General features: G+C 61.4%; 18 protein-coding genes. 10 read left to right on the top strand and 8 right to left on the bottom strand.

Annotated elements, in window-relative coordinates; translation table 11 throughout:
- Positions 1-17: 17 nt before the first annotated feature.
- Positions 18-929 (bottom strand): ketopantoate reductase family protein, encoded by a 912-nt coding sequence (locus tag WDJ57_RS11245; RefSeq protein ID WP_338900911.1) that lies wholly within the window; start codon positions 927-929, stop codon positions 18-20.
- A 90-nt stretch (positions 930-1,019) separates the two neighbouring features.
- Between WDJ57_RS11245 and WDJ57_RS11240 the strand changes: the two genes are divergently transcribed.
- Both WDJ57_RS11240 and WDJ57_RS11235 read left to right on the top strand, forming a co-directional pair.
- Positions 1,020-2,213, top strand: a complete 1,194-nt coding sequence (locus WDJ57_RS11240; RefSeq protein ID WP_338900910.1) for an MFS transporter — start codon at positions 1,020-1,022, stop codon at positions 2,211-2,213.
- 95 nt (positions 2,214-2,308) lie between these two features.
- Complete coding sequence (locus WDJ57_RS11235) at positions 2,309-2,806, top strand: redoxin domain-containing protein (RefSeq protein WP_338900909.1); 498 nt, start codon at positions 2,309-2,311, stop codon at positions 2,804-2,806.
- A gap of 26 nt (positions 2,807-2,832) precedes the next feature.
- Here the strand turns inward: WDJ57_RS11235 and WDJ57_RS11230 are convergent, their stop codons facing one another.
- Positions 2,833-4,017: a CaiB/BaiF CoA transferase family protein gene (locus WDJ57_RS11230; RefSeq protein WP_338900908.1), complete on the bottom strand. Its 1,185-nt coding sequence runs from the start codon at positions 4,015-4,017 to the stop codon at positions 2,833-2,835.
- A 240-nt stretch (positions 4,018-4,257) separates the two neighbouring features.
- On the opposite strand from WDJ57_RS11230, the gene WDJ57_RS11225 reads away from it, so the two are divergent.
- Positions 4,258-6,105, top strand: a complete 1,848-nt coding sequence (locus WDJ57_RS11225) for an ABC transporter substrate-binding protein (protein WP_338900907.1) — start codon at positions 4,258-4,260, stop codon at positions 6,103-6,105.
- An 81-nt stretch (positions 6,106-6,186) separates the two neighbouring features.
- Positions 6,187-7,533, top strand: a complete 1,347-nt coding sequence (locus WDJ57_RS11220) for a CapA family protein (RefSeq protein WP_338900906.1) — start codon at positions 6,187-6,189, stop codon at positions 7,531-7,533.
- Positions 7,534-7,568: 35 nt separating this feature from the next.
- Here WDJ57_RS11220 and WDJ57_RS11215 read toward each other — a convergent pair whose 3' ends face one another.
- Positions 7,569-8,216, bottom strand: coding sequence for a thioredoxin family protein (locus tag WDJ57_RS11215; protein ID WP_338900905.1), 648 nt, complete (start codon positions 8,214-8,216; stop codon positions 7,569-7,571).
- A gap of 266 nt (positions 8,217-8,482) precedes the next feature.
- Between WDJ57_RS11215 and WDJ57_RS11210 the strand changes: the two genes are divergently transcribed.
- Genes WDJ57_RS11210 through WDJ57_RS11195 form a run of 4 tightly spaced genes read left to right on the top strand, consistent with a single transcriptional unit; the run spans position 8,483 to position 12,745 of the window.
- Positions 8,483-9,403 (top strand): ABC transporter permease, encoded by a 921-nt coding sequence (locus WDJ57_RS11210; RefSeq protein WP_338900904.1) that lies wholly within the window; start codon positions 8,483-8,485, stop codon positions 9,401-9,403.
- Positions 9,404-9,405: 2 nt separating this feature from the next.
- Positions 9,406-10,410: an ABC transporter ATP-binding protein gene (locus WDJ57_RS11205; RefSeq protein WP_338900903.1), complete on the top strand. Its 1,005-nt coding sequence runs from the start codon at positions 9,406-9,408 to the stop codon at positions 10,408-10,410.
- Positions 10,407-11,765, top strand: a complete 1,359-nt coding sequence (locus WDJ57_RS11200) for an ABC transporter ATP-binding protein (RefSeq protein WP_338900902.1) — start codon at positions 10,407-10,409, stop codon at positions 11,763-11,765. The genes WDJ57_RS11205 and WDJ57_RS11200 overlap by 4 nt, the downstream gene beginning before the upstream one ends.
- Entirely contained in the window at positions 11,762-12,745 is a 984-nt protein-coding gene (locus WDJ57_RS11195) for an ABC transporter permease (RefSeq protein ID WP_338900901.1), read from the top strand. The genes WDJ57_RS11200 and WDJ57_RS11195 overlap by 4 nt, the downstream gene beginning before the upstream one ends.
- A gap of 62 nt (positions 12,746-12,807) precedes the next feature.
- Here WDJ57_RS11195 and WDJ57_RS11190 read toward each other — a convergent pair whose 3' ends face one another.
- Together WDJ57_RS11190 and WDJ57_RS11185 are read right to left on the bottom strand one after the other, a co-directional pair.
- The gene (locus WDJ57_RS11190) at positions 12,808-13,674 is read right to left on the bottom strand and encodes an NAD(P)-dependent oxidoreductase (RefSeq protein WP_338900900.1); all 867 of its coding nucleotides are present in this window, start codon (positions 13,672-13,674) and stop codon (positions 12,808-12,810) included.
- Positions 13,675-13,710: 36 nt separating this feature from the next.
- Positions 13,711-14,112: a cupin domain-containing protein gene (locus WDJ57_RS11185; protein ID WP_338900899.1), complete on the bottom strand. Its 402-nt coding sequence runs from the start codon at positions 14,110-14,112 to the stop codon at positions 13,711-13,713.
- 101 nt (positions 14,113-14,213) lie between these two features.
- On the opposite strand from WDJ57_RS11185, the gene WDJ57_RS11180 reads away from it, so the two are divergent.
- Positions 14,214-15,212 (top strand): aminopeptidase, encoded by a 999-nt coding sequence (locus WDJ57_RS11180; protein WP_338900898.1) that lies wholly within the window; start codon positions 14,214-14,216, stop codon positions 15,210-15,212.
- A gap of 23 nt (positions 15,213-15,235) precedes the next feature.
- Positions 15,236-15,520 carry a hypothetical protein gene (locus tag WDJ57_RS11175; protein ID WP_338900897.1) on the top strand — a complete coding sequence of 95 codons (285 nt, stop codon included), beginning with the start codon at positions 15,236-15,238 and terminating at the stop codon, positions 15,518-15,520.
- Positions 15,521-15,549: 29 nt separating this feature from the next.
- Here the strand turns inward: WDJ57_RS11175 and WDJ57_RS11170 are convergent, their stop codons facing one another.
- Genes WDJ57_RS11170 through WDJ57_RS11160 form a run of 3 tightly spaced genes read right to left on the bottom strand, consistent with a single transcriptional unit; the run spans position 15,550 to position 18,041 of the window.
- Positions 15,550-16,392 carry a sugar phosphate isomerase/epimerase family protein gene (locus WDJ57_RS11170; RefSeq protein WP_338900896.1) on the bottom strand — a complete coding sequence of 281 codons (843 nt, stop codon included), beginning with the start codon at positions 16,390-16,392 and terminating at the stop codon, positions 15,550-15,552.
- A 60-nt stretch (positions 16,393-16,452) separates the two neighbouring features.
- Positions 16,453-17,310: an alpha/beta fold hydrolase gene (locus WDJ57_RS11165; protein WP_338900895.1), complete on the bottom strand. Its 858-nt coding sequence runs from the start codon at positions 17,308-17,310 to the stop codon at positions 16,453-16,455.
- 56 nt (positions 17,311-17,366) lie between these two features.
- The gene (locus WDJ57_RS11160; RefSeq protein ID WP_338900894.1) at positions 17,367-18,041 is read right to left on the bottom strand and encodes an MBL fold metallo-hydrolase; all 675 of its coding nucleotides are present in this window, start codon (positions 18,039-18,041) and stop codon (positions 17,367-17,369) included.
- Between the last annotated feature and the right edge of the window lie 61 nt (positions 18,042-18,102).

Below are 18,102 nucleotides of genomic sequence, written 5' to 3'. Positions count from 1 at the left end.
CGGCTTCGGGTCTCCTTTTAGTCGAGGTATGTCGCTTCTTTTCCGTGGACCAGTGCAGTCACGAGGTCGTTGTACGGCGTGGCGACGCCGTGGCTCGCACCGTATTCTGCGACCGTGCCGTTGATGTGGTCGATTTCCGTCTCGCGCTCCTGTTCGATATCGACCAGCATCGAGGAGTGTTTCTCACTGGTCCGTTCGCAGGCGTCGATGACGCGGTCGAGGGGGTCGGACTCGTCGAGCGCGATGCCAGCGGCGGCGGCGACCTCCCGCGTCTCTGAGAGCAGTTGGTCCATGACGCTGAGGACGTGCTCCGAGGCGACCAGGGCACCGTTTGGCAGTTCCGTCAGTGCGGCGGTCGGTTTGACCGCGACGTTGACCAACTGTTTCGACCAGATTGCCGCACGCGGGTCGGCAACCATCGAGGCGGGAAGCGGTGTCTGTTCGAGGAGACTGACGACTTCCCGTGCGCGGTCCGCGTCGTCGCCCCCGACAACAGTATCGGCAACGCGGTAGAGACGGACCGATCCGGGGCCGGTGACCGTCGCGCCGACCATCGTACTGCCGCTGACGATTTGATGCTCGGCCACCTGCTCGGATAGAATCTCGACGTTTTTCAGGCCGTTCTGGAGCGTGACGACGGTCGTTTCGGGTCCGACGACGCCGGCCGCGTTGCTGAGTGCCTCGCGGGTCTGAGTCGCTTTCACGAGAACGAACAGGGTGTCGACGACGCCAACCTCGTCGGGGTCGGTCGTCGCGCGGGGCGTGACGACGCGCTCGTCGGCCCCGCTCGTGATTGTCAGGCCGTTCTGATTTATTTCCTCGACGTGCTTGTCCCACACGTCGATGAGGTGGGCGGATTCGCCCGCGTCGTGCAGGTAGCCGCCGTAGGTACAGCCCAGTGCGCCAGCACCGAGGATGCCGACAGTCATTGTCTCTCTCTTTCGTGAACGACCACTAAGGTGTTGTGGGGAAACAACTTAATCACCCGCCGCGCAAGCATTCCACAGGAAGATTCCCGAATGCACGAGTCTGCCGAGACGACTGAGGAGAGTTTCGTACGGGGATACACCGGTCGGATAACCATCGTGCTCGCGCTGGGGTCGCTCGGCGTCAGCATCGGGCGGCAGATGTTGCCGCTGGTTCTGCCCTCGATAATCGACGAACTCTCGATAACCTCAGCCAAAGCCGGCATGGCACTGACCGTGATGTGGGCCGCCTTTGCCGTCTCGCAGTATCCGGCGGGTCGCTTTGCCGACCAGTGGTCCCGGACGACGATTATCGTCGGCGGACTGGCGACGATGGTCGTCGGATTCGGTCTCCTCCTCGTCGGTCTGACCTATCCGTTGTTCGTGGTGAGTGCGGGCTGTATCGGCATCGGTGCCGGCCTGTACATCATCTCGACGCGAACGATGCTCTCGGACCTGTTCGTCGAACGCCGCGGGCAGGCCTTCGGTATCAACACCAGCGCGAATATGGTTGGCGGAGCGTTCGCCTCCGCCGTCTCCGTCGTCATTCTCTCGGCAGGTGTCTGGGAGTATGGTTTTCTGCCCGTCCTCGTCGTTCTCCTTTCGGTCAGCTTCCTTCTACATCTCTGGTCACAGGAGTCCTACGTCGTCACCAGCGTTACACTGGAACTCGCCAGTTCGACGAAGCGCGTGTTCAGTCGTAGTCGGATGCGCTGGCTCGTGGTCGCTTACACGATGTACATGCTGACGTGGCAGGGGGTCCTGAGTTTTCTTCCGACGGCGCTCAGAGCAGATAAGGGGTTTTCCCCGGAGCTCGCGGCCGTCGGCTTCGCCATCCCTTTCGTCGTCGGTATCGTCGTGATGCCGCTGGCAGGGAAGATGAGCGACGGCATTGCCCGTCTCCCGATTACGGCGGGGGGACTCCTCCTCAGTGCCGCCGGGCTGACGACGATTATACTCGCCCCCTATCCGCTCGTGATTCTGTTCGGAATCATGCTGTTTGCCCTCGGTCTGCTGAGCTTTCCTCCGGTCATGCAGGCGTTCCTGATGGACGTGTTCCCGGATACGAACAAGGGTGGGGACTTCGGCATCTTCCGGACGATGTATTTCGGCATCGGCAGTCTCGGTCCCACCTACGTCGGGTTCGTCTCCGAGTGGTTCAACTACCTCGTCGCCTTCGCTGGTCTCGTCTGCTGTCTGCTCGCTGGCGGTGCCATCATCTTCTGGACGCATCTGACGAAGGGGTAGCCGGCAAGTGCTCCGCGGACTCTCGGACCGTTCGCTACCCTCGTGGTGTGACCCACCGACAGAACTATTGGCTGGAGTGCGCCACTGATACCCGTATGCTCGGAGTTGGAGAGTCAGCACCCACGTTCACAGTACCGATTGCCTACGGCGATAGCTACGACGATATCGGGGAGTTCTCGCTTGCCGACGAACTCGGTGACGGGCCAATCGTCCTCGCCTTCTTCCCGGCGGCCTTTACCGGAGGCTGTACGGAAGAGATGTGTACGTTCCGCGATTCACTGGCGGCGTTCGAGGAGATAGACGCTCGGGTATACGGGCTGAGCGTCGACCTCCCGTTCGCGCTCAACGTCTTCATCCAGCGCCACGACCTCACGTTCCCGATACTGAGCGACTTCGACCGGGACGTGATTCACGCCTACGACGCCATCATCGAGGACCTCTACGGTCTCTCGGAGGTGGCCGACAGGGCTGTGTTCGTCATCGACGACAGCGGGACAATCACTTACGCGTGGGCGAGAGAGGGCGACGAGAATCCGGACTTCGACACCTTCGTCGACGACGTCCGGGACGCGGCGGCAGCGACACGACAGTAAGAACAGTCGTCGACAGGTGGGGGTCTCTACTTTCGCATCGCGTCGCTGACGACGCCGTCCTCGTCGAACTGGACGATGTCGTCGGTGTCGAAGCCGACGTCGGTGAGGATTTCGGCGGTGTGCTCTCCGACTTCCGGCGGCCCGTGCTCGATAGTTGGTGGGGTCCGAGCAGGCTTGACCGCCGGCATCGAACCGGTCACGTCACCGTCAATATCCGGGACTTCCCTGACGGTCCCGCGCTCGCGCAGGTGGTCGTCGTTTGCGGCTTCGGGAATGGTCTGGACTTCGGAGACAGGGACACCCTTCCCGGATAGTAGTTCCATGAGTTCTGCCCGGTCGTAGGGGGCGAACTCCTCTTCGATAGCCGCAAACAGTTCCTCGCGGTTGGCGAGACGGTCCTCGTCGCTCCCGTATTTGGGGTGGTCGACCCACTCTTCGCGGTCGATGGCCGAACAAAAGCGCTTCCAGAGGCGCTGTGAGGGGATAGCGAGGTACACCGGTTCGTCGGCGGTGTCGAAGACGCCAGCGGGACAGTAGCCGTCCCACGAGTGGCCCCGTCGGGTCGGCTCCGTCCCCGTGAGTTCGTGATAGCTGTACCAGTAGCCCATCGCGGAGCCAGCGGTATCGAACAGTGATGCTTCGACTTTCTGCCCCTCGCCAGTCCGCTCGCGGTTCCACAGCGCGCCCATGATACCAAACGCGGCGGCTTGGGCGGCGGCGAAACTGACGAGCGAAGCCCCGACCCGTGAGGGCTTGCGGTCGGGTTCACCGGTGTTCCACATCAGCCCGGACATCGCTTGGGCGTGCGGGTCGAAACACGGCCGGTCGCTGTAGGGGCCGCTCTCGCCGTAGCCGGTCAGCGAGCAGTAGACCAGTTCGTCGTTGTATGCCCGGAGTGTCTCGTAGTCACAGCCGAGTCGCTCCATCGTGCCGGGTCGGTTGTTGTGGATGAGTACGTCCGCGGACTCGACGAGCGAGCGGACGACTTGCTCGGAGTCTTCGGCTTTCAGGTTCAACACGAGCGAGCGTTTGTTCCGCATGTAGTTCGGTCGAAGTGCCCCGCTGGTGAGCGTGCGTGTTGTCGCACCGCCGGGTGGTTCGACTGAAATCACGTCTGCGCCGAAGTCCGCGAACAGTACGCCAGTCAGTGGGCCGGGGCCCGCCTGCGAGAAATCGAGTACGCGCAACTGGTCAAACAGCGTCTCGTCCATACTGCTCTGAGGTTACAGCGTAGGGTTAAGTGTTGGGGTCGCCCCGGTCGGACTGTTCGGTTGGGCACGTCTCGGATGCCGAGCAGGTATACGGCATGTGTTGTAGATTGGATGATACGAACTCGTCACAATCCGGCGCAGTCGCTCGTGCTGGGAGACGTGCGGATGCCTGCTGTCTCGTATCTGGCCGTGAACTCCATACACAAAAAGTATAAGTAGTTCATGTTGTTATGTTATTCCATGTCATCCGACTCGACCGGTAAGACATTGGACCGCAGAGACATTCTCAAAGGGCTATCGTCGGTCCCCGCTCTTGCACTCGCAGGGTGTGCACTCATCGGTGGCGACGGGGGCGATGGTGGCGACGACGGTGGTGATGGTGGCGACGACGGTGGTGACGGCGGGTCAGGCAACGTTCCGACCCAAGACGCCTCGGAACTCGGTGAGCGTGTCCCGACGCTCACAATCGAGTACATGACGGGACAGGCGGGTCGGACGGCAACCATGGAGGAGTTGGCTCCACGGATGGCCGAGGACCTCAGTCAAATCGGCATCAGCGCGGAGGCACGCGGCCGCCCAAACGCGGAAGTTGTCGACGACATCATCAACGACCGACGAGCCGCCGCGTTGTGGATGGCGATGTCCACGTCCTCACCCGACCGACTCGACCCACAGGAGTTCATCCTCCGGGAGTCTATCGGGAACGCCGGGAAAGGCGGTCTTAACCTCTCGAACTGGCCGAACTGTGAGTACAGCGCCATCGCGCAAGAACAGGGTTCCGTCGGTCCGGAGCAGCGTCGAGAACTCGTCGACGAAGCGTTCCAGATTCTCGGTGAAGACTACTCTCACATGATGATCGTGGGCGTGCTCGACTCACAGATCGTCCACACGGATCAAGTCGAGATGAACTCGACCGGCGAGGCCGGTCTGCGCATCTCGAACCCGATTTCGCTCGTCGACTCGCGCCCCAAGAACGGCTCCGAGATTACGATGTCCGCGAACTCCCAGACGATGGCGCGGAAAAACTGGATGATTCAACAGCAGGGGGAGACGTTCTTCCTCTGGAACGCGCTCATCTTCTCGCCGCTCGTGATGTACGACGGCAACTACGAGCTGCAGAACGCGCTGGCGAGCGACTACTCGAGCAACGAGGACTCGACGCAGGTGACTGTCACGCTGGCCGACGACGCCCAGTTCCACAACGGTGACGAGGTGACCGCCGAACACGTCAAATTCACCTACGAGTTCCTGCAGGCCAACTCGGCCGAGGTCTACAAGGTGACGGACATTCCGTTCTCGTCGATCAACGTCATCGACGACAAGACTATCGAGTTCAACTTCGAGAGCCCGTACCCGATCTTCACCACGCGGGATATGGCGACGTTCGGGATTTTGCACAAGGACCAGTGGCAGGCCGCAGACGGCAACGCCGGTGGCTTCCAAGTTCCCGACGATGTGTGGGGCTCCGGACCGTTCGAACTGGCCTCCTTCCAAGCGGACCAGTCGGCACGACTCACCGCCTTCGACGGTCACCCGAACTTTCAGCCCGACCACGACATCGTGCTCCGTGGGTTCGAAGACGAAACCTCCGCTGTGGCCGCCTTCGAGAACGGCGGTATCGACCTCGTCACGCTCGTCACGGCCGGGACCTTCGACCGACTCGACGGACAGGGAGACATGCAGGGTGTCACCTCCGCTGGTCTCTACGGTGGTCCAGCGATCTACCCGCAGATTCCGATGCCCGGTGTCAAGTACAAGCCGATTCGCCAAGCCATCGGTGCGGCGATCAACCGACAGGAGATGAACGAAGTCGTGCTGTTCGGACAGGGGTCCGTCCAGCTCCACTCCCAGTTTATCACGCAGGAACACCCGTGGTTCCCGGACGACGCTCCGATGTACACGGATGACCCCTCGGGCGACGTGGAAGCCGCCCAGCAGGTTCTCTCGGACGCCGACTGGGGCTGGGACCAAGACGGCCGTCTGCACTACCCGCAAGGTGCCGATACGTCGCCACTGTGGCCCGCTGAAGGCCAGCCCAGCCCCGACGACTTCCCGTGTGTCAACGCCGAAGGCGAGTACACCGGATAACGCACGCTTTTTCGCCGCCCGGTTCTACCCGTTGTCTGTTCGAGGGATAGCTATAGATGGGTGACCGACGTCGTAGCTTCTATGGCGAACACGACGTTCAGACTCGCGGCCACTGGCGACGCCATCCTCGCTGAACCGATTTTGGAACGGGCCGAAACCGACAGCCAGTTCCACGCCGTCGTCTCGACACTCCGTGAGGCAGACGCGGCGGTGACGAACTTCGAGACGCTCGTTCCCGGCGACGACCGACCACCTGCTCACGAGGGTGGACTGCTCCATCTCCGGTCACCGCCCGCCGTCATCGACGACCTCGTCGAGATGGGCTGTTCGTTCGCCAGTGCTGGGACGAACCACTCGTACGATTATACTCACGAAGGAATCAGAGATACGATGGTTGCCTTCGAGTCGCACGGGATGACTTACGCAGGCCTTGGTCGGAATCTTGCGGATGCACGTCGGCCCGCGTACAGGCAGACGCCGGGGGGACGTGTCGCGCTCGTCAGCGCCACGACGAGCATTCCGCCCGAGAGCGAGGCTGGTCGCAGTTCCCCGCTGGTACCGGGGCGGCCGGGCATCAATCCGCTCCACGTCGAGAAAATCTACCGTCTACACAGCGAGCGTATCGACCAAATCCGGGCGATTAGCGAGGCGACCGGCGAGTCTGATCGCCAGCGCGCGTGGAAACAGAAGGGACTGGGCATCGGCCACGACTGGGATGACGAGTCGTACGTCCACTTCGACGACAAGAAATTCGAGACCGTCGAGGACGAGTCCGAAGAAGGCGTTCGATATGCAGTCGACCAGCCGGACTGCGAGGCGATTCTCTCCACGGTCCGCGAGGCGAGCACGCGGGCCGAGTGGGTCGTTGCGACGCTTCACTCACATCAGGGGACGGACGGCCAGCGGAACATGCCCGGCACGCCCGACTTTCTCGTCGAGTTCGCTCACGCGTGTGTCGACGCCGGGGCGGATGCCTTCGTCACGACCGGCCCGCACGTGCTCCGTGGAATGGAAGTGTATGACGGGAAGCCGATCTTCTACTCGCTGGGGAACTTCTTCCTCCAGTTGGAGCAGATAGACCGGTTCCCGGCGGAGACGTACCGTCGCTTCGGCGTCACCGACGAGCGGCCGTCGGCGCTGTTCGACCGGTGGTTCTTCGAGGATGGGCAGTTGCGTGAGGATATCATCGGTGACGGGCCGATTTGGGAGACTGTCCTGCCGGTCTGTACGTTCGTTGGTGGACAACTGGACCACATCGAACTAGTCCCTTGTTGGTTACAGGAGAGCCGTGGCCCGTCTTCTCGAGGCATTCCCGTGGTTGCGACCGGCGACCGTGCGGACGCCATCGTGGACCGATTCGCATCACTCTCGGCGGCCTTCGACACGACCATCGACTGTCGGGACGGCCGTGGTATCGTCGATATCTGACCGGACCGTCGGCAGCGGCGTTGCTGTCTGTCCTTTCAAGCAACGTCGCGGAGAATGTCGATTTCGGAGTCGAGTGTCTCACGCGTGTGTGCGCCGACGAGGCGGGCGTCCACTCGGCCGTCGACCATGAACAGCACTGTCGGGCCGGCCATCACGTCGTAGCGCTCCTGTAGCATGACGCTGTTGTCCGGGCCATACACCGAGAAGAGAGCGATGTCTTCGGGAGCGTCACCGAAGATATTCTCGAAATCTCCGCGAACAATGTCACACGGGTCGCACTCTTCTCGCCACACGTAGACGATTGCGGGGCTGAACAGTTCGAGATACGAGGGAAGTTTATCGCCGGAGACGTCGAGAAACGGCTCCGGTGACCCATCCGTCGGAGATGCATCCGCTCGGAACTGGTCGAGAATCGCAGTCCACCGAATCAACTCCTCCGCACTTGCGTCGGAGACCATCTCTACCAGTGTGGCATACTCGACGAGGAACGGCGCGTCAGCTTCGTCCAGTTCGCTCACCGGTCCCTCAGAATCGAGTCCGAGGACAGCGTGTACACTTTCGTCGGGTGTCAGTCCATCCAGCGCCGCTTGGTTCGCCTCCACAGTGTCGACGAACTGTTCGCTCAACTGAAACCCGGACTCCCCTTCTGTGAGGACACCGGAGTCCAGTAACTGCGTCAGCATGGGTAGAATGTACAGACTCCGCTCTTAAAATACCTTGCCGTCGCCCGAGTCAGTCCGACCTTGCCGCTTAGCCTCACTTACACCCACCCTCACAGTCCCGTGTCATTCCTGCCCTCGTGTGTAACAACCCACCGCTGGCTTGCGGCTCGATACTGTAGACCGTACAACAACCTCCAACAATTTTATAATCCATAGATGCAAAGGTTGCCTATGAGTACCATGGGCAATACTGTGGCCTTCCCAGTGAGGCATAGGAGGGTGTCGACGTGGTGACAGCTCGTTTCACAGCCGCGTACGGGCGAGTTCGCTCGAACTATTTCGTCCGAAATCTGGTCGATATCTTCCAGAACACTCTCTCGGACAGAATCACGAAGGTCGCGTTTGCGTTCTTCATCGCCGTGGTTTTGATGGGTGCCTTCGGTCCACAGATTGCTCCCTACAACCCTTCCGAGACGCAGTACAGCGACTCGGGCGATATTCTCCGGACGCAGCCACCATCTATCGACCATCCGATGGGGACGGATAGATTAGGCCGCGACATCTTCTCTATGGTGCTGGTCGGTGCCCAACCGACGATGTTGCTCGTCGTCGTCGTCGGCACGATGATTCTCACCATCGGGTCGGTAGTGGGGGTGACAGCCGGCTACGTCGGTGGACTCGTCGACGAGGTGTTGATGCGGTTTACAGACTTTATATACAGCGTCCCACTGTTACCGGCGGCGCTCGTCCTCGTGGTGATTCTGGAGAGTGGCTTCTGGACGACCGCGTTCATCATCGGGGCGTTGATATGGCGTGGGATGGCGCGGGTACTCAGGTCGCAGGTGTTACAGGTGAAAGAGCGGCCGTTCGTGATGGCGGCGAAATCCACTGGCGCGAGTACGCCCCGGATTCTCCTGAAACACATCTTCCCGAACGTGGCGCCGATGGCGATACTCTTTACCGCGATTGGTGCCGGATACGCGGTCATCATTCAGGCCGGACTCGCGTTTCTCGGTCTCGCTGACCCGTCCAGTTACACGTGGGGCATCATCCTGCGCAACGCGTACCAATCCGGCGTCATCGTCGACGCGTGGTGGTGGGCGCTGTTCCCGGGCCTGCTCATCTCCTTTACCGTGCTCTCGCTATTCCTCATCGGGCGGGGCTACGAAGATGATGACGTGGCAGAAGATATGATGGCGAGTGCATAACAATGAGTGAACCACTACTCCAATTCGACGATACCACGATACAGTACCAGACGCCCTCGGGCAAATTGACGGCTGTCTCGGACGCCTCCTTCGAGATTAACCGCGGCGAATACTTCGGTCTCGTCGGCGAATCCGGTTGTGGAAAGACGACTCTTTCCAGTGCCGTCATCGGTGGCTTAGACAAGAACGGCGACGTTGTCGACGGTCGCATTCTCTACAAGGGAGAGGACATCTCGAATTATTCGGAAAAGGAGTACAACGAGAACATCCGCTGGAAGGAAATCTCCTACATCCCGCAGAGTTCGATGAACAGTTTGGACCCGCTCGAACGGGTCGACAAGCAGGTTGTCGAAATCGCCCAGACACACACCGACCTGAGCAAGGAGGAAGCACTCGACAAGTTCGAGGAGATGCTGGAAATCGTCGGTATCTCCGCGAGTCGCGTGACGGACTACCCCCATCAATTCTCCGGCGGGATGCAACAGCGCGTCATCATCGCGCTTGCGCTCTACTTAGAGCCGAATCTCCTCATCGCAGACGAGCCGACGACGGCGCTTGACGTGATTATGCAGGACCAGATTTTCAAGTATCTCGACAACATCAAAGCGGAGACGGACACGAGCCTGCTCTTGATTACCCACGACATCAGTGTCGTCTTCGAATCCAGCGACAAGATGGCGATTATGCACGGCGGGCAGGTCGCTGAAACCGGCACCGTTTCCGACATCTACGACGACCCGAAACACCCCTACTCGATTATGCTCCAGAAAGCCTTTCCGGACCACCGACGACCGGATGCGGAACTCGAAACGATCGAAGGGGTACCCCCGCAGATCTTCGGTGATGTCGATAGATGCACCTACGCCGACCGCTGTCCACTCGCCACGCAGGAGTGCCGTGACGAGGCACCGCCGCTGGAGATAGTCGGTTCGGACGACCACCGCGCGTCGTGTTTCCACACCGACCGTGCGGACGAGTTGCGGGAGTCGGAAGTGATCCACCAATGAGTTCCGACGGACAAGACAGCCAGCCGCTGTTTGAGGCCGACGGTATCACGAAGGAGTTCCCCCGGTCAACGAGCGTCGTCGACACCATTCTTCGCCGGTCGAAAGAGCCGCTCCGGGCGGTGGACGACGTCTCTATTTCGCTCGCCGAGAACGAAATCACCGGTGTCATCGGTGAGAGTGGCTGTGGGAAGACGACGCTGTTGAAGATGATGGGGAATCTGATGGCCCCCACGAAGGGAACGATACGTTACGAGGGCCAAGACATCGGGGAGATGACCAAGGCTGAACGGATGAACTTCCGGAGCAACGTCCAGTTCATCTTTCAGGACCCGTTCAACTCACTGAACCCCCGGATGACGGTCCGGGAGACGCTCACCGAAGTCTTGGAGATTCACGACTTCGACAACCACGACGAGCGTATCCACGACGTCCTCGAACGAGTGGAGTTGAACCCACCCGAGCGCTTCGTCGACCAGCGACCACCGGCACTCAGTGGTGGCGAGAAACAGCGGGTCTCGATTGCGCGAGCGCTCATCGTCGAACCGTCCGTGTTGCTCGCGGACGAGCCAGTTTCGATGCTGGACGTCTCGACGCAGGCGTCGATTCTGAAACTACTCTCGAACCTCTCGACGGATCTGGGCGTCTCGATAATGTACATCTCCCACGACATCTCGACGGTCTCGTATCTCTGTGAGGACATCAACGTGATGTACCTCGGTCGCTTGGTGGAGCGTGGGCCGACCGAGGAGATAATCAACGACCCGAAACACCCGTACACGAACGCGCTCATTCAGGCCGTTCCGATTCCCGACCCACACAACGCCCGTGAACGAACGAAACTGGAGGGGGCAACGCCGGAACCGGTCGGACTCGGTGAGGGCTGCCGGTTCAGGGACCGGTGTCCGTCGATTATCCCCCCCGACGACATAGACATCTCCCAAGAAGGATTCCGTGAGATAATGACATTACGGCAGCAGATATCGAAGCAAGCGGTGAATCTCGACCATGTCGAGCTGACACTCGAGAATGCCGGTGTTTCCGAGAGTGACGAGAGCCACGACAGCGTCGGTCACACGCTCTATACCGATAGGTTCGAGACGGAGTTACCCGACCGCCATCGACAGCAGGTCGAGACGGCTCTCGCACACGTCGCCAACGAAGATTGGAACAGTGCTAGCGAGGCTCTTGCGGACTACAAGAGTGTCTGCGAACAGACGCCGCGGAGCGTCGAAACTGGTGAGCACCGGGAGAGTGCGTGCCATCTGTACGACGAACAGCGTGCGGGCGTCGCCGGCGGGTCAGGCGAGGGACTGCACAGCGAGACGAGCGCCACTGCGTCGGGTGAGAGCCAATGAGCAAACTCCGATACATCGCTGGCCGACTCGTTCGCTCGGTTATTCTCCTGTTTTTAGTCCTGACGTTCCTGTTTTTCTTCTTCCGGTTGCTCCCCGGTGACTACACCGACCTGCTGATATACAGCGGGGCGACGGAGGAGGAAGTCGCAGTGTTGGAAGCGAAGTGGGGGCTCGACCAACCGATTTACATCCAGTACGTCGACTACATCACGAACTTCCTGACGCTCGACGCCGGAACCTCGTTCCGGTTCAGGGTGCCGGTCGTCGATTACGCAGCGCCGCGTATCTTCAACTCCTTCGTCCTCATCGCGCCGGGGATTACCTTCGCGTACATCCTCGGTATCATCTTCGGGACTGGCCTCGGTCGCGCACGCGGCAGCAAAGCCGAGAAGTACGGCATCATCCCAATCCTGATGACGGGGACGTTCCCCTCGTTTTTCACCTCGATACTGCTCGTGGTCATCTTCGCAGGCATTCTCGGGTGGTTCCCCACGTCGGGGATGCTCACTGCGGGGTCGGCCGCTGCTGGCCTTGACAGATACCTCTCGACGGATTTCCTCTGGCACTACATCCTGCCGTTTACCGCCGTCGTGTTACGGTATCTGTTCCTACCGACGCTGATGATGCGGACGAACGTCATCGAGGTGTCCGGGCAGGACTTCACCTACTACCACCGACTGACGGGTCTCAGTCGGCTGAAGCGCGCCCGCCACATCGCCAAGCACTCGATTCTGCCGATTGTGACGATGTATCCCCTCTCGCTCACCCGGGCTATCGGTGGGCTGGTGCTCATCGAGACGGTGTTCAACTGGCCCGGCATCGGGAACGCGCTCGTGCAGGGCGTCCTCGCGCGTGACTTCCCGCTCGTCCAGTTCATCTTCTTCCTGATAGCCGTCTTCATCGTCTTCTCGAATCTCATCGTCGACCTCGTCTACGGGGTCATCGACCCGCGCGTCTCGCTAGAGGGTGACGAGGGGTAGCGCCCACTGCCGGCTTTTGCGGGCGTTCGCGTGAAAAACAGCGCCGGACAGAACGCTGGTAGCTATTTGTAGAATTCGTAGACGCGGGTGAGATCGGTCTCGCCGCCGAGCTCGTCCTTCGACTGGCGAATCGCCGCGAGGACGACATCAGCGAGTTCGAGGTCCGGGCCGTGTTTGCTGACGACTGCCCGGCCGAGTTCGACGTCTTTCTCGGCAATGTTCAGCGAGGAACCGCGGTCGAACTCGCCGGTGACTACCTCTTCGGGGAACTTCTCCTCGGACCAACTGTTCCGACCGCTCGAATCGTTGATGACGGCCAGCATCGTTTCGAGGTCTAACCCCAGCGCCTCCCCAGCGAGTGTCGCTTCCGTGGTCGCAATCATGTTCACGTAGCTGAGGTAGTTGTTGATGAGCTTCATCGCATGGCCGTGATGCGGTTGGTCGCCCACGTGGTAGATGTTCCCAGCGAAGGCGTCCAGTAGTGGCCGAACTGTCTCAAGCAGGTCACCGTCGCCGCCGACCATCACAGTGAGCGCTTGCTGTCGGGCACCGGGTCGGCCGCCGCTGACCGGGGCACCGAGGAAGTCGATGCCGTCCTCGTCCAGTCGCTCCTGAATCCGCTGGGTGGTTTCGGGTTCGGAGGTGGTCGTATCTACGAGGATGTCGCCCGGTGACAGCGCGTCTGCAATGCCATTCTCTCCGAGGACGATCTGCTCGACGATGGTGTGGGAGGGGAGACAGAGCATGACGACATCCGAGCGTGCAGCGAGGTCAGCCGCCGAGTCTGCGGCTGTCGCTCCGGCCGCGACGAGCGTATCGAGGGCGTCGTCGTCGATGTCGAAGACGAGCGGGTCGTGGCCGTGTTCGACGAGTTTCTCTGCCATCGCCCCGCCGAGGTTGCCGAGACCGATGAACCCGACGCTCGTCATGGTTCGCTCACCCGGCAGGTGTTCCTCGTCGCGTGTTCAAATCGACTCATCGACATCGAACTCCGTCTGGTAGTCCGTGAGGTCGAGAAAGCCCTCGCGCATCTGCCAGATGTCCATCAGAATACAGGGTTCGTCGGAGTTCGGTTCCTCGTAGTGTTCGACGTTCGGCGGGATGAAGAATACGTCGCCCTCCTCGACGGAGATTTGTTCGCCGTCGATGTGGAAATCCGCTGTGCCCTCGACGACGAAGACGACCTGTTCCCACGGGTGGGAGTGTGGTCGCGTCTCCATGTCGGGTTCGATGCGGACCCAACTCATCGTCATGTTGAGGCCGCGGAACATCTTCTGATAGACGCCCTTTCTGACCTTCCGTTCCGGGATGTCGTCGAAGACGCTGTACACTGCCGGTATCTGCTCCGGGTCGTAATGACGTACCATACACCACTCTCTTCCCGTGGGCCGGGTATAAAGATTTCCAGCGGCCGGGTCGATGTCCTCGTGGGGTAACACATAGGATACTCCGGCGGGAAGCAATGCGTATGAGTGAGGTTACCAAAGCAGTTCGCGTCGCCAACCGCGCCGTCCGCACACTGCTCGACGTACAGCAGACAGACACCGTGTTGGTCGTGACCGACGAATCCGGGATGCGAGAGAACGGGGCAATCGTCGACGCCGTGGTCGGCACCGCGCGGGACATCGGCGCGGAGACGAACCTCATCACTATCGAAGACGTCCCGACTGGCGTTGAGTACGTCCCGGAGATGGTGGAATCGGCAATGGGCATGGCCGACGTGCTCATCGGTATCACGAAGACGACAGCCGCGTCGGTCATCCACAACGAGGTGCCCGAGCAACTTGAAGCGGCGGGGCAACTCCGCCGGCTCTACATGGTCAAACGCTCCTTCGACGCGCTCACGAGTCCGAACGTACTGGAGGCCGACTACGAGGAGATGCTGGCGCTCGGCACCCGGATTCGGGAGTTCGTCGAAGACAAATCCCGCATCGAAATCACGAGCACCGCCGGGACGGACGTGACTGCGAGCATCGAGGACGCCCACTGGAAGCAGTCGAGTTTCGCCCACGAACCGGGACAGATGACCGGCATCAGTTGGGGTGAGGTCAACTCCGCGCCGGTGGTCGGGACGATGGAAGGCACAGCGGTCATCGACGGGCCGATTCTCGAATACGGCTGGCCCTCGCCGCCGCTCGAACTGACGATACGCGAGGGCAAGGTGGTCGACGTGAGTGGCGACGATTCCATCGCGCCGAGGATTCAACGGCTCATCGAGGACAACGAGAACGCCGAGAACATCGGTGAGATTGCATTCAGCCTGAACGACCACGCGGACCTGCGGGAGACGAACATCTGGAAGAAGGGTCGGGGTCGACTCCACATCGCTATCGGGAACGGCACGAGCTACGGGCAGAACGTGGTCTCGCCAGTCCACGAAGACCTCGTGATGAACGTCCCGACGGTCGTCGTCGACGGGGAGACGCTCATCGACGAGGGCGAGTTCGTCCTCGGAGAAAACGATTAGGCCCTCCGGAGAGAAGTGCTGGTGTGCACTACACGGCCATCGACTGCCCGCGGTGTGAGTTCAGAAACGAGGTGTTCCTCTCGGACGACGAGGACGAATACCTGCGCCAGTGCGCGAACTGTGACGGATGGGCTATCATCCGCGAACAGGCCGTAAGCGGGGGAAAATCGGACGCCAAGGACGGCGAGTTTCGGGTCGATGGCCTCGGAATCCCCCCACAGTGTCCCGTCGACGGCTGTGGCAAGACGCTGCCGGACAACGACCTCGCTGTCCACATCATCGAGTCACACGGCGGCTCGCTCAGTTGAGAAACGCGGTTAGAGGCTATTCGCTCCCTTCAGACTGTCTCGATGCCTGCCTCCGTGAGCAGGTCACGAAGTGACTCGCCGGCCTTTTCGCCCAGTTCGGTCGCAGGACGGTCGTCGAACTCGTCGGAAATCACTTCGATTCCAACTGAGCTAAGGCCGCCGATGTCGTCGAGAATCCCCAGCACGCCCACGAGGTCGAGGTCACCGTCGCCTGGGAAGAGGCGCTGGCGCGAGTCCCCCCGGAGCGTCCCCTGCACCGTTTCGGGTGCGTCACACACCTGTACGCGGAAAATCTTCTCGCCCGGAATCGCCCGGAGAAGGTCGTCGTCGGGCGTCCCGCGGAAGTAGTGGCGGGTGTCGAAGACGATGCCGCCGTTGTCACGGTCGGCGCGCCTGACGATGTCCCACGCCGTTTCGAGGTCGGGGATGCCAGTCGAGGGGATGAACTCCAAGTGAACGCGCAGGTCGTGGTCGGCGGCGCGGTCACAGAATTGGCCGAAGTGCGTCGCGGCAACCTCGGGGTCGAACTCCCGTCCCCACCGTTCGAGCGCGGTCAGCGATTCGACGCCGAGGTCGTCACACAGCGAGAGATATTCGGTCTCGTCCACGTCGTACAGGGGCGGTACGTCGTCGGGGTTCGGTGGCGTCCACTCGGGCACCCATTTCGTGTAGGGGTCCAAGATGGTGATTTCCACTCCGTACTCGGCAGCGAGCGCGCGGATGTCCGCGACCGATGTCCCGGCGTCGACTGCCTCCCGCACGTCCGTCGGGAACAGCGAGAGTTCGCCAAAGCCGCCAGCGTTCGCCGCTTCGAGACGCTCCTCGATGCTCCGCGACCAGACAGTCCCGCCCCAGAGAACGTAGGATGGCATACCTCTACGGGGTCGCCAAGCCGGCATAAATCTTCGCGCCGGAGTTGCCGGCTCTCCGACCTACCCGAAAAAGTCAGCGAGGTGGCGTCGGGTTTCCTCGGGGGCTTCCTCCATGATGAAATGGCCGGAGTCGATGCCCGCACCGGTCACGTCGTCGGCCCAGCGCTCCCAGACGGGGCGGAGGTCGGACTTCCCGTCCGTACCCCACAGGGACAACACGGGACACGCTATCTGTCGGCCCTGCTCGCGGTCCTGCCGGTCGTGTTCCACGTCGAGGCTGAGGCCGGCACGGTAGTCCGCACAGATTGCGCGGATGGTGTCGTCCTCGCAGAAACACCGTCGGTACTCCGCTATCGCGTCCGGGGAGAGTACTCCGTCGCCGGCCCAGCGCTCGAACATCGTGTCGATGAAAAATGCCGGGTCGTTGCCGATGAGTCGTTCCGGGAGCGGCGAGGGCTGCGCTAAGAGAAACCAGTGGAAGGCGGCTTCGGCCATCTCGGGCGTGAATCGGTCGAGTTTCTCGACGTTCGGCACCATGTCCAAGACGGCGAGTCGGTCAACGCGGTCGGGGTGGTCGAGGGCGAGGCGGTATGCGACGCGCCCGCCTCGGTCGTGGCCGGCCAGGCCGAATCGGTCGTAGCCCAGTCGCCCCATCAGTTCGACGATGTCCCGGCCCATCGCGCGGTTCGAGTAATCGGCGGTCGTCGGCTCGTCGGGGCCGATGCTGTCGCCGTACCCTCGGAGGTCGGGGACGACGACGGAGAACTGCTCGGCCAGTGCCGGCGCGACTGCGTGCCACGCGACGTGTGTTTGGGGGTAGCCGTGGACGAGGACCAGCGGCGGCCCGTCGCCGCCGAGCCGAAGGTGTATCTCGGCGTCGCTCGTCTCGACGACACGCGTGTCGAAGTCTTCGAACATGTCTCAGTGACCCCCGTGCCTCGACCACTCCGCCGCGTCCGGCCCGTGAGACGGCGTCAGAACAGCACCACCTCGATGTCGCTGTCTGCTTCGACGACCTTCTTGAACTCCTCGGGGTCGGCGTCGAGGCCGTCGATTTGTGGCGTGTTGTAGTGAAGCGGCAAGGCGAGGGCCGGCCCAATCTGCCGGACGAGGGTAGCGGCCTCGTGTTGGTCCATCGTCGCCATCCCGCCGATTGGCGGGAGTACCACGTCCGCTTCGATGGCTTCGAGTTCGACCAGTGCGTCGGTGTCGCTCGGGTAGTACAGGGTCGTCCCGTCGATGGTGAGGACGAGTCCGATAACGGTTCCTTTCGGGTGGAACGGGTCGCCGTTCGGCCGAAGATGCGGGCCGTCTGCACGGTTGTAGGCAGGGACCGTTCGCACGCCGATACCGGCGACAGTTGTCTCGCTCTCCGGAGCCAAGCTGACCACCTCCACATCGAGCGCGCTCGCGTCGATGTCTTCGAAGACGGCGACGGTCGTTTCCGGTGACGAGACTGCCTCGATCGCGTCGGAGTCGTAGTGGTCACGGTCGTCGTGAGTGCTGAAGACGACATCGGCGTCGCCCGGTGCGCCGTCGATGACTTCTGACCACGGGTCGATGTAGATGACGGTACCGTCGTCAGTTTCGATACGGACTGTCGCGTGTCCCGGCCGGCTGAACGTCAGTCCTTGATATTCCGCGTCCATTGTGGGTCTGTCATACTTGTGGTCCGCGAGGGGATTAAAGATGGGCGTCGTGGTGCTTCGG

It is taken from the genome of Salinibaculum sp. SYNS191 (assembly GCF_037338445.1).
Taxonomy (GTDB): Archaea; Halobacteriota; Halobacteria; order Halobacteriales; family Haloarculaceae; genus Salinibaculum; species Salinibaculum marinum.
The sequence above is the reverse complement of the archived record's forward strand: the minus strand, read 5'-3'. Positions and strand labels throughout refer to the sequence as shown.